14 protein-coding genes are annotated in these 13168 nt (G+C 68.0%); 5 read left to right on the forward strand and 9 right to left on the reverse strand.

Translation table 11 applies throughout. The features are described 5' to 3' along the window. Positions 1-11: 11 nt before the first annotated feature. The 7 genes from ACCC97_RS18050 to ACCC97_RS18080 form a co-directional block, all read right to left on the reverse strand. Positions 12-1055 (reverse strand): ABC transporter substrate-binding protein, encoded by a 1044-nt coding sequence (locus ACCC97_RS18050; RefSeq protein ID WP_413312295.1) that lies wholly within the window; start codon positions 1053-1055, stop codon positions 12-14. Between the two features lie 20 nt (positions 1056-1075). Continuing rightward, complete coding sequence (locus tag ACCC97_RS18055) at positions 1076-2230, reverse strand: NAD(P)/FAD-dependent oxidoreductase (RefSeq protein ID WP_007833500.1); 1155 nt, start codon at positions 2228-2230, stop codon at positions 1076-1078. Between the two features lie 61 nt (positions 2231-2291). Then, on the reverse strand, positions 2292-3695 hold the full coding sequence (locus ACCC97_RS18060) for an FAD-dependent oxidoreductase (protein ID WP_413334192.1): 1404 nt from the start codon (positions 3693-3695) through the stop codon (positions 2292-2294). Further along, a complete protein-coding gene (locus ACCC97_RS18065; protein WP_007833505.1) occupies positions 3692-3997 on the reverse strand; it encodes a (2Fe-2S)-binding protein in 306 nt (101 codons plus the stop codon). Before ACCC97_RS18065 ends, ACCC97_RS18060 begins: the two co-directional genes overlap by 4 nt. Then, positions 3998-4792: an ABC transporter permease gene (locus tag ACCC97_RS18070; protein ID WP_007833510.1), complete on the reverse strand. Its 795-nt coding sequence runs from the start codon at positions 4790-4792 to the stop codon at positions 3998-4000. It lies immediately after the preceding gene. Next, positions 4789-5649 (reverse strand): ABC transporter permease, encoded by an 861-nt coding sequence (locus tag ACCC97_RS18075; protein WP_413334194.1) that lies wholly within the window; start codon positions 5647-5649, stop codon positions 4789-4791. Before ACCC97_RS18075 ends, ACCC97_RS18070 begins: the two co-directional genes overlap by 4 nt. Next, complete coding sequence (locus tag ACCC97_RS18080) at positions 5646-6725, reverse strand: ABC transporter ATP-binding protein (protein ID WP_007833514.1); 1080 nt, start codon at positions 6723-6725, stop codon at positions 5646-5648. The genes ACCC97_RS18075 and ACCC97_RS18080 overlap by 4 nt, the downstream gene beginning before the upstream one ends. A gap of 205 nt (positions 6726-6930) precedes the next feature. Here ACCC97_RS18080 and ACCC97_RS18085 point away from each other — a divergent pair, with 205 nt between their 5' ends. Beyond that, positions 6931-7782, forward strand: coding sequence for an IclR family transcriptional regulator (locus ACCC97_RS18085; protein WP_413334196.1), 852 nt, complete (start codon positions 6931-6933; stop codon positions 7780-7782). A gap of 2 nt (positions 7783-7784) precedes the next feature. Here ACCC97_RS18085 and ACCC97_RS18090 read toward each other — a convergent pair whose 3' ends face one another. Both ACCC97_RS18090 and ACCC97_RS18095 read right to left on the reverse strand, forming a co-directional pair. Continuing rightward, positions 7785-8096, reverse strand: a complete 312-nt coding sequence (locus ACCC97_RS18090; protein WP_007833524.1) for a hypothetical protein — start codon at positions 8094-8096, stop codon at positions 7785-7787. Further along, a complete protein-coding gene (locus tag ACCC97_RS18095; protein ID WP_413334199.1) occupies positions 8093-8638 on the reverse strand; it encodes a hypothetical protein in 546 nt (181 codons plus the stop codon). Before ACCC97_RS18095 ends, ACCC97_RS18090 begins: the two co-directional genes overlap by 4 nt. Before the next feature lie 98 nt (positions 8639-8736). On the opposite strand from ACCC97_RS18095, the gene ACCC97_RS18100 reads away from it, so the two are divergent. The 4 genes from ACCC97_RS18100 to ACCC97_RS18115 all read left to right on the forward strand — a co-directional run bounded on the left by ACCC97_RS18100 (position 8737) and on the right by ACCC97_RS18115 (position 13060). Further along, positions 8737-9156: an MAPEG family protein gene (locus ACCC97_RS18100; protein WP_007833526.1), complete on the forward strand. Its 420-nt coding sequence runs from the start codon at positions 8737-8739 to the stop codon at positions 9154-9156. Positions 9157-9278: 122 nt separating this feature from the next. After that, positions 9279-10817: an aldehyde dehydrogenase family protein gene (locus tag ACCC97_RS18105; RefSeq protein WP_413334201.1), complete on the forward strand. Its 1539-nt coding sequence runs from the start codon at positions 9279-9281 to the stop codon at positions 10815-10817. Positions 10818-10946: 129 nt separating this feature from the next. Next, positions 10947-11843, forward strand: coding sequence for an amino acid ABC transporter substrate-binding protein (locus ACCC97_RS18110; RefSeq protein WP_413334203.1), 897 nt, complete (start codon positions 10947-10949; stop codon positions 11841-11843). Then, positions 11840-13060 (forward strand): pyridoxal phosphate-dependent aminotransferase, encoded by a 1221-nt coding sequence (locus ACCC97_RS18115; RefSeq protein WP_413334205.1) that lies wholly within the window; start codon positions 11840-11842, stop codon positions 13058-13060. Before ACCC97_RS18110 ends, ACCC97_RS18115 begins: the two co-directional genes overlap by 4 nt. Positions 13061-13168: the final 108 nt, after the last annotated feature.

Here is a 13168-nt window from a genome sequence, read left to right on the forward strand (position 1 = left end):
GGCGTGTCGCATCAACGCTCGATGGTCTTGTTCCAGCGCGCGTTCCACGCCGGCCGGTTCGCGTTGATGCTTTCCCAGTCGATGGTGACGGCGGTCTTCATCCACTTGTTGATGTCCGCCACCTGCGCCGCGCCTTCGCCCACGGCCGGGGCCTTGGGGTTGGTCGGGATCTGCGCGCCGTACTGCAGCACGTTGGCCTGAGCCACGGGGCTCAGCAAAAACTCGGCGAGCTTCTGCGACAGCTCGGGCTCGCTGTTGTTGGCGATCACGCACTGGCCGACCATGAGCACCACGGCGCCTTCCTTGGGCGGTGCGTACTCGACCGGAATGCCCTTGGTCTTGAGCGCGGCCACGGCCGTGGGCGTGAGCGGGAAGATTGCCGCTTCGCCGGTCTGCACCATCTCCGAGAGCTTGGCCGAGCTGGGGATGTACTCCAGCACGTTCGGCCCGATGGTGGTGGGCCAGGCCTTGAAGCCGGGCTCCACGTTCTTGTCGTTGCCGCCCTGGATGCGGTTGAACATCAGGAAGCCGTGCAGCCCGAAGGACGAGGACGACATCGACTGGAACACCACCTTGCCCTTGTACTTCGGGTCGGCCAGGTCCATCCACGAGGTGGGCGGCGCCCAGCCCTTTTCCTTGAACATCTTGGCGTTGTAGGCGAGGCCGGTCATGCCCAGGCTCACGCCGCTGGCCATGTCGTCCTTGAAGCGCGCGGCCGGGTAGATCTCGCTGAGGGACTGGCTGGGCTTCTGCTTCTGGCACAGGCCCATGCCGATGGCGCGCACCATGATGCCGTCGTCCAGGAACATCACGTGCATCTGCGGCTTGTCCTTGTTGGCCTGCGCCTTCGCGAGGATGTCGGAGGAGGTGCCGGGCACCACCACCACCTTCGCGCCGTAGGCCTTCTCGAAGGCGGGGAACACGTACTGCGTGTACGCCTTCTCCATGGTGCCGCCGTTCATGCCGATGTAGATGGTCTTGGTCTGCGCGCTGGCGATGCCCGCGGCTGCGAGCAGCGCGGCGAGGAGGAAGGGGGACTTGGCGGTGCGGGACATGGTGATGCTCTCCAATCAGTTCAGGTGGGGGAAGCGGCGAGGGATGGGGAAACGGGTTCTTCGTCGAAGCGCTCGATGGCGAAGGCGTCGATGGGCGTGTCGCTTCGGCCGTCGCGCGCCAGCTCGGCCAGCACTTCGCCGGCGGCCGGGCCGATCTGGAAGCCCGCACCCGCGAAGCCGAAGCCGTGGAACAGCCCCGGTGTGGTGCGGCTCGGTCCGAGCACTGGTTCGCGGTCGGGCAGGTAGCCTTCGGTGCCGCCCCAGGTGCGGATGATGTGCGCGTGGCGCAGCGCGGGCAGCAGCTCGACGGCCTGCCGCGCGAGCACGGCGATGGCGTCGCTTTCGGCGCGAGCGCGTTCGGCATCGAGCGTGATGCCCGTGCCGCCGCCCATCACGAGGTTGCCGCGAGCCACCTGCCGGCAGTAGATGCCGCCGCCTTCCACGCCGAGGCTCCATTGCATGAAGTGCGGCACCGGCTCGGTCACTGCCATCATGGGGCTGCGCGAGAACATCGGCGGCTTCTCGCCGAACTGCGCCGCGATGGCGCCGGCCCATGCGCCCGCGCAGTTGAGCAGCAGGGGCGCCTGCACTTCGAGCGCGTTGCCGCTGCGCACCATGAACGTGGCGCCGTCGTGCGCGACCTCGTCGACCTTATGCCGCTCGAAGACCAGCGCACCCGCGCGCTGCGCCGCCAGCGCGAAGGCCGGCGACACGAGACGCGGATTGGCCTGCCCGTCTTCCGCGCACAGCGAGCCGCCCACGGCGCGAGTGCCGAGCCAGGGGCATTGCTGTCGCAGGCGCGTGGCGGAGATCAGTTCGAGGCCCAGGTCGAAGTCGCTGCTCATCGCGCGATAGCGCTCCAGCGAGGCCATGTCGGCTTCGCTGCGCGCGATCTTGAAATGGCCCGAGCGGACGTATTCGCCGTCGGTGCCCAGCAGCTCGGGCAGCCGGCCCCAGATGCGGTGCGCGCGCTGCGTCAGCGGCAACTGGCTCAGGGAGCGGCCCTGCCGGCGCACGCCGCCGAAGTTCACGCCGCTGGAGCGCGAGCCGCAGAGGTCGCGCTCGAGAAGCACCACGCTGGCGCCCATGCGGCGCAAGGCCAGCGCGGCGGAGGAGCCGACGATGCCGCCACCGATGATGGCGACGTCGGTTTGCAACTTCTTGATCGAGCTCATTCAATAACCTCCGCGCTTCGCGCTGCGGTGCGCGCTTGCTTGGGGCGGCCCGGCGCGGCGCTCATGCGTCGGCCCCCTCGGCGGGCACGAGCCGGATCGGGATCGGCTTGATCGGCGCCTGCCCGCGCAGGCGGCCGACCTGCTGCAGCGGCTGCTGCGTCGCATGCGCGAGGATCTCGGCCGCGGCCACGCCGCACATGCGGCCCTGGCAGCGGCCCATGCCGACGCGCGACAGGGCCTTGAGCCGGTTCAGCTCGTCGGCACCGGCCGTGGCGACGGTCTGGCGCAAGGTGCCCGCCGTGACGTTTTCGCAGCGGCAGATCACGAGCTCGTCGGGCGCATGCGCGGCCCAGTCCTGCGGTACCGGGAAGGCGCGTTCGAGGCCCCGGCGGAAGCCAGCGAGCTTGTGCAGCCTGCGTTCGAGTTCGGCTGCGCGTGCCGTATCGACCGCCACGCCGTTGTCCGCCAGCAGCGCCAGCGCCGCTCGTTCGCCCGCCCACTCGGCCGCGTCCGCGCCCATGATGCCGGCGCCGTCGCCCGCGAGGTACACGCCCTCGACGCTGGAGCGCCCAGCCGCATCGCGCACCGGCAGGTGCGCGCGGTGCAGCGGCGCGTAGTCGAAGCGGCAGCCCAGCAGGTCGGCCAGCTGTGTTTCGGAGCGCAGCGCGTAGCCGAAGCCGACGGCGTCGCAGGCCAGCGTGCGTTCTCCGGCACCGTCCTGCCAGGCCACGCCGGTCACGCGGCTTTGCTGTTCGTCGCCGAGCACGCGCAACGGACGCACGCCGCTGTGCAAGGCCACGCCGTGCGCGCGCAGCCAGCCGACGTAGTACACGCCCTTCGCGAACACCGCGGGCTGGGTCAGCATCGCAGGTGTGGCCGCGAGCTGGTCGGCAAGGCGCGCGGTGTCGAGCACCGCGGCCACCTTCACGCCGGCCTTCGCATATTGATAAGCCACGAGGTACAGCAATGGCCCCGTGCCCATGAACACCACGCGCTGCCCGATGGCGCAGCCCTGGAACTTGAGCGCCACTTGCGCGCCGCCCAGCGTGTAGACGCCGGGCAGCGTCCAGCCCGGCACCGGCAGCACGCGGTCGGTGGCGCCCGTCGCCGCGATCAGGTGGCTGTAGGGCACGCGGCGGTTGCTGCGCGTGGGGTTGTGCATCACGTCGAGCCGATGGTCCTGGGCGTTCCACACCAGGCTGTCGCCCAGATGCTCGATGCGGCCCTGCAGCGCGTCGAAGGCCGCGTGCACGGCATCGGCGCGCTTCGACTCGAAACCATAGAGCGTTCGCGCCGTGCGCTGCGCGAGGCCGGCTGGCGGGCGGCGGTAGATCTGCCCGCCGGCGCGCGGCGCCTCGTCGATCACCACGGGCCGCAGGCCATGCGCCACCAGTGTCTGCGTGGCGCGCACACCGGCCGGGCCGGCGCCGACGATCACGGGGCGGATTGCGTCTGCCTTCGTCATGCGCCGTTCTTTCCGGTGACCAGCGCCATGCCCGGCGCGATGAAGGTCGAGCAGGCGCGCAGCCGCTCGCCTTCGTCCGTGGCAATCCAGCAGTCCTGGCAGGCGCCCATCATGCAGAAGCCCGCGCGCGGAAGGCCGCTGAATTCGTTGCGCCGCAGCTGGTCGCATTGCGTGAGCACGGCAGTCAGCACGGTGTCGCCGGCCAGCGCGCTCGCGGGCGCGCCATCGAGGGTGAAGGGCACGGCTTCGCGCCCGCTTTTCTCGGCCACGCGGTGAAGCAGGGCGTGTGCAGTCATGGTCATCTATCTGCGCCCCACCAGCACGCGGTCGAGTCCGTAGACACGGTCGAGCAGCACCATTGCGAAGGCCGTGACGGCCACCATCAGCGCCGACACCGCGGCCATCAGCGGATCGATCGACTCGGTCGCGTACATGTACATGCGCACCGGCAGCGTCACCGTGCTCGGTGCGGTCACGAAGATCGACATCGTCACTTCGTCGAAGCTGTTGATGAACGACAGCATCCAGCCGCCCGTGACACCCGGCAGGATCATCGGCAGCGTGATGCGGCGGAACACCGTGGCCTGGCTCGCGCCCAGCGACAGCGCGGCCTGCTCGGCGCTGCGGTCGAAGCCCACCAGCGCCGCCACCACCAGCCGCAGCGTGTAGGGCGTGACGATGAGCGCATGCGCCATCACCAGCCAGCCGAAGCTGCCGGTGCCGCCGACCAGCGCGAACAGCCGCAGCAGCGCCACGCCCAGCACCAGGTGCGGCACGATCAGCGGCGAGAGGAACAGGCCGTTGAGGAAGTCGCGCCCCGGAAACGCGTAGCGCGTGATCGCCATGCCGGCCGGCACCGCGAGCAGCGTGGCGATGGTGGCCGAGCTCAGTGCGAGCCACAGGCTGTTCCAGAACGACTGCATGAAGTCGGGGTGCGCGAACACCGCCTTGAACCAGCGCAGCGAGAAGCTGGTGGTCGGAATGGTCAGCGTGTTCTCGGGCGTGAACGCCACGATGCACACGACCACCAGCGGCGCCAGCATGAAGGTGATGACGAGCGCGTTGAACGCGAGGGCGATGGGGCCGTTTCTTTTCATCCCAATGCCTTCTTGTAGCGGCCTTCGACCAGGCGGTTGTAGCTGAGCATGACCACGAGGTTGGCCACCAGCAGCACCAGCGCCACGGCCGCGCCCAGCGGCCAGTTGAGTTCGCTCAGGTATTCATCGTAGACGATGGTCGCGACCATCTTCAGCCGGCGCCCGCCGAGCAAGCCGGGAATCGCGAACGAACTCGCGGCCAGGCCGAACACGATCAGGCTGCCCGAGAGAATGCCCGGCATCACCTGCGGCAGCACGATGCGCCGCAGCGTGGTGAAGGGCGTGGCATTGAGCGAGAGCGCCGCGTTCTCCACGCCGGGGTCGAGCTTTTGCAGCGAGGTCCACACCGGGATCACCATGAAGGGCAGCATCACGTGCACCAGCGCGATGATCACCGCCGTGTTGGTGTAGAGGATCTTCACGGGCCCGACGCCCAGCAATTGCAGCAGTGCGTTCACCGCGCCCTCGGGCCCGAGCAGCATGCTCCAGCCGAAGGCGCGCACCACCACCGACACGAGCAGCGGTGCGAGCACCACCAGCAGCAGCACCGAGCGCCATGGGTTGCGCATGCGGCTCAGCACGTAGGCCTCGGGTGCGCCGACGAGCACGCAGATCAGCGTGACCAGGCCCGAGACCCAGAAGGTGCGCCAGAAGATGCCGAGGTAGTACGAGTCGGAGAACACCAGCGCGTAGTGCGCCAGCGTGAACTCGCCGGACTTCGGGCCGGTGGCCGGGTCGTACACGTTGAACGACAGCACGGCCGTGAGTGCGAGCGGCACCAGCAGCAGCGCGCTGAACAGCAGCAGCGCGGGGCCGGAGAGCCACCAGGGCGTGGCCTTGTTCTGCAAGGTGCTCATGCCATCACGGCCTTCGCGGTGGCGTCCGCGGGCAGCAGCCGCATGCAGTGCGCCGGCCAGTCGATGCCGGTGCGGGCGCCTTCTTCGAGCGCATCGCGCCCATCGTTGGGGCTCAGCACCGTGAGGTCGCCGATGGGCGTGGCCACGCGGTAGAGCCACTGACTGCCGAGGAAGAAGCGTTCCTGCACCTCGCCGTCGAGCCGGCCCCGGCTCGTCGGCACGAGTTGCAGCTTCTCGGGCCGCACGCTCAGCAGCGCGGCCGTGTCGACGCCGAAGCCCGTGTCGTCCACGTCGAGCGAGAGCGCGCCGACTTCGACGCAGGTGCGCGCGGCGCCGCTGCCGGACACGCGGCAATCGAGCAGGTTGGCCTTGCCGACAAAGGTGGAGATGAAGCGCGTGCTCGGATGTTCGTACACGCGCTGCGGATGGTCGATCTGCGTGGCGCAGCCGCCTTCCATCACCACCACGCGGTCGCTGATCGACATGGCCTCGCTCTGGTCGTGCGTGACCATCACCGTGGTGGTGCCGACCTTGCGCTGGATCTGCCGCAGCTCGAACTGCATCTCCTCGCGCAGCTTGGCGTCGAGGTTGGACAGCGGCTCGTCGAGCAGCAGCACCGGCGGCTCGATCACCAGCGCGCGCGACAGCGCCACGCGCTGCCGCTGGCCGCCCGAGAGTTCGCGCGGATAGCGCGTGGCATGCGCTTCGAGGTGCACCAGCGCCAGCGCCTGCTTCACGCGTTCGGCGCGCTCGGCCTTGGGCATCTTGCGCATCTCGAGGCCGAAGCTCACGTTGTCGGCCACCGTCATGTGCGGAAACAGGGCATAGGTCTGGAACACGATGCCCAGCCCGCGCGTGTTGGCCTTGGCGTGCGTGATGTCCTTGCCCGCGAGCTCGATGCGGCCGCTGCTCACGGCCTCGAAGCCCGCAATCATCTGCAGCGTGGTGGTCTTGCCGCAGCCCGAAGGGCCGAGCAGCGAGACGAACTCGCCCTTTTCTACCGTGAGGTTCATGGCCGACACCGCGCGGGCGGAGCCATAGAACTTGGTCACGTCGGTGAGCCGGAGGAATGACATGGGAAAGCCTTTCTGTCGGTGGCAAAAGGGGCGTGCGACACCTTGGTGCGTGCCATGGACCACTTGCCGATTTCAATTCACTCTATTGCAATGAATGCGCCAGTTCGCTTCGGGTATTCCATTAATCAGAATCTTTATTCAATTTATTCCGTTCAATGGAATATGATTGCCTTAATCGATAGATTGAATTCCACAGGAGCAAGGTATGGAAACCCCATCGGCGGCCAGCGGCGGCGTGCCACGCGTCTTCTCGGTGATCCGCGCGCTCGGCGCGGTGCAGGGCGAGGGCGGCCGCGTGACCCAGATCGCACGTTCCGTGGGCCTCACGCAGGCCACCACGCACCGTTTGCTGCAGTCGCTCATGGCCGAGGGCATGGTCGAGCAGGACGAGCGCAGCAAGCTCTATCGGTTGAGCATCGATTTCTTCGCGCTCGCAGCGAGCGCGGGCAACCCGGGCGACCTGCGCTCCATTTGCCGGCCGGTGCTCTTGCGGTTGTGCGCGAGCCTGGGCGACAGCATCTTTCTATTGGCGCGCAGTGGCTTCGACGCGGTGTGCCTTGACCGCAGCGAAGGGCCGTTCCCGATTCGCTCGTTTACAGGCGACATCGGCGGGCGCATCGCGCTGGGCGTGGGGCAGGGCGCGCTGGCGATCCTGGCCTTCCTGCCCGAGGCCGAGCGCGAAGAGGTGATCCGCTTCAACCTCTCACGCGTGCGCGAGTACGGCGTGTACGACGAGGTGTACCTGCGCACCGAGATCGAGCGCGTGCGGCAGGCGGGCTATGCGGGGCGCAACACGGGCCTGCTCGAAGGCATGGCGGGCGTGGCCGTGCCGATCCTCGACCGCGAGGGGCGTGCCGTGGCGGCACTGAGCGTGGGCACGATTGCCGACCGGCTCAATGCAGACCGCATGCCGACGGTGGTCGAACTGCTCAAGCGCGAGGCCGCGGCCATCGGGCCGAAGATCAATCCGTTCGATGCGACGTTGAGGAGGCCCGCGCAGAGCCTGGCAAGCTCGCCGGCTGGGCAGCGCATCAGCCTGCCCGAGGCTCCGGCCTGAAGTCAGAGGCCGAAGAGCAAGACGACGACCATGACGGCCGCGCCCAGTGCGAAGTAGCCCACGACAAGCATCGTCGCCACAAAAAGCGCAAGGTAGATCGCGCGCCGCAGCACGCTCGGTGTCGAAGGAACGCAGCGCCAATAAATGACGGCCGCCCACAGAACGAGCACCACCTCTATGGCGTGGGCCATGATCACTTCGGCTTCGCCCGAGCGGAACATCGTCTTGCCAAGCACCGAGCCGATGATCCCCAGGATCGGGATCGCCACGGTCCAGGCGGCAACATTCAGCCCGAGACGCCAGCCGGGCTTCATCGGATCGCCTCACCTTTGAAGAAGTGCAGCGGCATGGGCTCTTCCCAGCCGGGCGTCTGGTAGCCCGCGACTCTGAGCTCGGGAACGTAGCCCATCACGCTTTTGAGAAGCGCGGCGAGATACGAGCTGCTGTTGTATTCGCCGGGGTTCATCCTGTCGCCCCGCAGCCGTGCAGGGAAGCTGTAGGGCGACACGTAGCTAGAAAAATTCAGGGCCCGCTTTATCAGTTCCTGAGAGAACGTCTCGGGACTCATGCCATTGGGCGCCGCCAATGGAATCTTGACCACGACACCCGGGGGCAGCGAATTTGTGTACATGTTGGTTCTGATCCGCAGCACGTTGCGCAGGCCCGCTTCCGCCATTGTGGGTTGCCCGTCAATGACGGTGATGCCGTTGTATGCGTCGTCAATGATGAGCGAAATGTGCAAGCTTGGATGCGGCTTGCCAACTTTGCCTATGGGTGCTGCGGCGATGCGCCCATAGAGCGTGAAGGTCGGTGCCGAATGCTGGATTCGACCGACCGAGATTGCTTCTGTCGTCACTGTTACTCCCTTTTTTAGTTCTTGACGCTGAGGCGTCGCGGGCATCATATCGAGCGGAAATTTCAGCTTTCCTCGTGTCCGCGCGAGGAGTCCCATTCATGAACAACCCCTCGATCCTCTACCCCGTATTCGCCCTCGCCGGCCTCACTGGCCTGGTGCTGCTGCTCATCCCCATCGTGCGCATCCGTGCCGTGCGGCGCCGCGAGGTCCGGGGCATCGATTTCAAGCTGGGCGAATCGGCTGCCGTGCCCGACGCCGTGCGTATCCCGAATCGCAACTACATGAACCTGTTGGAGCTGCCGGTGCTGTTCTATGTGGTGTGCCTGCTCTTCTACGTGGCGGCGCTTCCCACGCCCGCGGCGATCTGGCTGGCCTGGGTGTACGTCGGCCTGCGCGCGCTGCACAGCGTGGTGCACCTGACCTACAACCACGTGATCCACCGGCTGGTGCTGTTCGCCGCGAGCAACGGCATGCTGGTGGTGCTGTGGGTGATGGCTGCCGCCCGGTTGGTGCGCTAGCCATGAACGTGCGAGTTCATTCCTGAAACGCATCAGGTCCTTCCATATTTTCACTAGGCAAGCGCGCGGGATTCGCAGATATTGGCCGGGTCCTCCTTTCTCCTCCTTCCCGGAGCGCGTCCATGTCCGAAGCCAACACCTCCCCCTCCGTCCCCACCGAAGTCGAGCAGCTGCTGCAGCGCCTGGGCGTGCCCCCCGAGGCCCACACCGGGGGCACGCTGACGGTGCGCTCGCCCGTCAGCGGCGAGGTCATCGCACAGGTGCCGCAGACCACGCCGGCCGAGGCCACCGCTGCCATCGGCCACGCGCACGAAGCCTTCAAGGCCTGGCGCAGCGTGCCGGCCCCGCGCCGCGGCGAGCTGGTGCGCCTGCTCGGCGAAGAGCTGCGCGCCGCCAAGGGCGACCTCGGGCGCCTCGTCACGCTGGAGGCCGGCAAGATCCCGTCCGAAGGCGCGGGCGAAGTGCAGGAAATGATCGACATCTGCGACTTCGCGGTCGGCCTCTCGCGCCAGCTCTACGGCCTCACGCTGGCCACCGAGCGCGCCGAGCACCGCATGATGGAAACCTGGCATCCGCTGGGCGTGTGCGGCGTGATCTCGGCCTTCAACTTCCCGGTGGCCGTGTGGTCGTGGAACGCGGCGCTGGCGCTGGTGTGCGGCGACTCGGTGGTGTGGAAGCCTTCCGAGAAGACGCCGCTGACCGCGCTGGCCGTGCATGCCATCGCGAAGCGCGCCGTCGCGCGCTTCGGCGATGCGCCCGAGGGCCTGCTCGGCCTGCTGCTGGGCCAGCGTGACATCGGCGAGGTGCTGGTCGATGACCATCGCGTGCCGATCCTCTCGGCCACCGGCTCGACGGCAATGGGCCGCCAGGTGGGACCGAAGCTGGCCGCGCGCTTCGCCCGCGCGATTCTCGAACTCGGCGGCAACAACGCGGCCATCGTCACGCCCTCGGCCGACCTCGACCTCACGCTGCGCGGCATCGCGTTCGCTGCCATGGGCACGGCCGGCCAGCGCTGCACCACGCTGCGCCGCCTGTTCGTGCACGACAGCGTGTACGACGCGCTGGTGCCCAAGCTTGCGAAGGTTTATGGCAACGTGCAGGTGGGCGATCCGCGCGAGGCCGGCACGCTGGTCGGCCCGCTGATCGACCGCGCAGCCTTCGACGGCATGCAGAAGGCGCTCGGCGAAAGCCGCGAGGCCGGCGCCACGGTGCACGGCGGCCAGCGCGTCGAAGGCCTCGGCACCAAGGACGCGTACTACGTGCGCCCCGCGCTGGTCGAGCTGAAGACGCACGACGGCCCGGTGCTGCGCGAGACCTTCGCGCCCATCCTCTACGTGGTGCGCTACAGCTCGCTCGATGAGGCCATCGAATGGCACAACGCGGTGGGCGCGGGCCTGTCGTCGTCGATCTTCACGCTGAACGTGCGCGAGGCCGAGCGCTTCATGTCGAGCGCGGGCTCGGACTGCGGCATTGCCAACGTCAACATCGGCCCGAGCGGCGCGGAAATCGGCGGCGCCTTCGGTGGCGAGAAGGAAACCGGCGGCGGCCGCGAAGCCGGCTCCGACAGCTGGAAGGCGTACATGCGCCGCGCGACGAACACCATCAACTACTCGACGGCATTGCCCCTGGCGCAGGGCGTGACCTTCGACATCGGAGAGTAAGACTCACCCCAGGCTTCGCGCACTTCGGGTCGCTGCGCCAACCCCCTTTGGGGGGCGGCATCTGCGGCCCGGCGAAGCTGGTTCCGCGATGTCCCGCGAATCAAGAATAACCACCAGGAGACAGAAGACATGAGGACGAGATTCAAGACCATCGCCGCCGCAGCATCGCTCGCGTTCGCATTGGGCGCCGCCGCGCAAACCGCCGGCGGCACGCTCGACAGGATCAAGGCCAGCGGCAAGGTGGTGCTCGGCGTGCGCGAAGCCTCGCCGCCGATGGCCTACATGCTGGGCGCGGGCGAGAAGTACGTGGGCTACCACGTCGAGCTGTGCGAGCGCGTGCTGAAGGACATCGTGCCGCAGGCGAAGCTCGAATACATGGCCGTGACCGCGCAGAACACCATCCCCCTGGTGCAGAACGGCACGCTCGACATCGGCTGCGGCCCCACCACCAACAACACCGCGCGCCAGCAGCAGGTGGCGTTCGCGCTCACCACGTACGTGAGCGAAGTGCGCATGGCGACCAAGGTCGACTCGGGCATCGCCAACCTCGACCAGCTCGCGGGCCGCAACGTGTCGGCATCGACCGGCACCACCGCCGTGCAGCTGCTGCGCAAGCGCGAGCGCGCGCAGAATGTCTCGTACAACACGATGCTCGGCAAGGACCACCTCGAGAGCTTTCTGCTGATGGAGTCGGGCCGCGCCGACGCCTTCGTGCTCGACGACAACCTGCTGGCCGGGATCATCGCGAACTCCAAGAACCCCGCGGCCTACCGCATCGTGGGCGAGCCGCTGGGCTCGGAGCCGATCGCGCTGCTGTTCCGCAAGGACGACCCGGCCTTCAAGGCCGCGGTGGACGATTCGCTGCGCCGCATGATGAAGAGCGGCGACCTGGAGAAGATCTACGCCAAGTGGTTCGTGGCGGCCATCCCGCCGAAGAACACGAGCCTGAACCTGCCGATGAGCACGGCGCTCAAGCAGCTGATGCTCGAACCCAACGACAAGCCACTGGAGGCCTACGCCAAGTGACCACGGACACTGTCGTCTTCTCGCCGGCGCAGCGCGTGCGCGCCATCGGCGTCTCGGAAATCCTGCGCATCACCGACCACGCCAACGCGCTCAAGCGCGCGGGCCGTCCGGTGATCGTGCTGGGCGCGGGCGAGCCCGACTTCGACACGCCGCAGAATGTGCGCGACGCGGCGGTGCGCGCCATCGGGCGGGGCGACACGCGCTACACGGTGCTCGACGGCAGCCCGGCGATGAAGGCGGCAGTGCAGCTGAAGTTCAAGCGCGACAACGCGCTCGACTTTGCACTCGACGAGATCAGCGTGAGCGCAGGCGCCAAGCAGGTGATCTTCAACGCGCTGATGGCCAGCCTGGACCCGGGCGATGAAGTCATCCTGCCCGCGCCGTACTGGACCTCGTACGCCGACATCGTGCAGATCTGCGGCGGTGTGCCGGTGCCGGTGGCGTGCACCGAGGCGAATGGCTTCCGGCTCGATGCCGCGCAGCTCGAGGCGGCGATCACGCCGCGCACGCGCTGGCTGTTCGTCAATTCGCCGTCGAACCCGAGCGGCGCGGCCTACAGCGCGGCGCAGCTGAAGCCGCTGTGCGAGGTGCTGCTGCGGCATCCGCAGGTGTGGGTGCTGGCCGACGACATCTACGAACACATCCTCTACGACGGACTGGCATTCGCGACGCCGGTGGCGGTGGAGCCGCGCCTGCGCGAACGCACGCTGACCGTCAACGGCGTATCGAAGGCCTATGCGATGACCGGCTGGCGCGTGGGCTACGGCGCGGGGCCGCGCGCGCTGGTCGCGGCGATGGCCGTGGTGCAGAGCCAGACGACCTCGTGCCCTTCGTCGATCAGCCAGGCCGCGGCCATCGAGGCGCTGACCGGGCCGCAGGAGATCGTGGCCGAGCGCTGCGCCGACTTCCCGGCGCGGCGCGACTTCGTGGTGGCCGCGCTGAACCGCGCGCCGGGGCTGCATTGCCGCGTGCCCGAAGGCGCGTTCTATACCTTCGCCAGCTGCGCCGGCGCGCTCGGCAAGCGCACGCGCGGCGGCACGCTGCTGCAGACGGACAGCGACTTCTGCCGCTACCTGCTGCAGGAGTTCGAGGTGGCGGTGGTGCCGGGCAGCGTGTTCGGGCTGGCGCCGTATTTCCGCATCTCGTATGCGACGTCGATGGCGCAGCTGGAAGAGGCATGCCAGCGCATCGCTGCTGCATGCGAAGCCCTCGAATGACCCCGCATTTCTCCCTTCCCCGCTGGGGGAGGGCAGGGGTGGGGGCAGGCGGCATGTCAATTGCCGTCGGCTCATCCCACGCCGCTGGGCCCCAAACCCCCCAAAACC

The organism is Variovorax sp. Varisp85 (assembly GCF_047304045.1).
Taxonomy (GTDB): domain Bacteria; phylum Pseudomonadota; class Gammaproteobacteria; order Burkholderiales; family Burkholderiaceae_C; genus Variovorax.

What these genes read in the sequence shown, in the direction of transcription:
- ACCC97_RS18050 (WP_413312295.1), bottom strand. Translation starts at nt 1,055, where the DNA reads ATGTCCCGCACCGCCAAGTCCCCCTTCCTCCTCGCCGCGCTGCTCGCA.
- ACCC97_RS18055 (WP_007833500.1), bottom strand. Translation starts at nt 2,230, where the DNA reads ATGAGCTCGATCAAGAAGTTGCAAACCGACGTCGCCATCATCGGTGGC.
- ACCC97_RS18060 (WP_413334192.1), bottom strand. Translation starts at nt 3,695, where the DNA reads ATGACGAAGGCAGACGCAATCCGCCCCGTGATCGTCGGCGCCGGCCCG.
- ACCC97_RS18065 (WP_007833505.1), bottom strand. Translation starts at nt 3,997, where the DNA reads ATGACCATGACTGCACACGCCCTGCTTCACCGCGTGGCCGAGAAAAGC.
- ACCC97_RS18070 (WP_007833510.1), bottom strand. Translation starts at nt 4,792, where the DNA reads ATGAAAAGAAACGGCCCCATCGCCCTCGCGTTCAACGCGCTCGTCATC.
- ACCC97_RS18075 (WP_413334194.1), bottom strand. Translation starts at nt 5,649, where the DNA reads ATGAGCACCTTGCAGAACAAGGCCACGCCCTGGTGGCTCTCCGGCCCC.
- ACCC97_RS18080 (WP_007833514.1), bottom strand. Translation starts at nt 6,725, where the DNA reads ATGTCATTCCTCCGGCTCACCGACGTGACCAAGTTCTATGGCTCCGCC.
- ACCC97_RS18085 (WP_413334196.1), top strand. Translation starts at nt 6,931, where the DNA reads ATGGAAACCCCATCGGCGGCCAGCGGCGGCGTGCCACGCGTCTTCTCG.
- ACCC97_RS18090 (WP_007833524.1), bottom strand. Translation starts at nt 8,096, where the DNA reads ATGAAGCCCGGCTGGCGTCTCGGGCTGAATGTTGCCGCCTGGACCGTG.
- ACCC97_RS18100 (WP_007833526.1), top strand. Translation starts at nt 8,737, where the DNA reads ATGAACAACCCCTCGATCCTCTACCCCGTATTCGCCCTCGCCGGCCTC.
- ACCC97_RS18105 (WP_413334201.1), top strand. Translation starts at nt 9,279, where the DNA reads ATGTCCGAAGCCAACACCTCCCCCTCCGTCCCCACCGAAGTCGAGCAG.
- ACCC97_RS18110 (WP_413334203.1), top strand. Translation starts at nt 10,947, where the DNA reads ATGAGGACGAGATTCAAGACCATCGCCGCCGCAGCATCGCTCGCGTTC.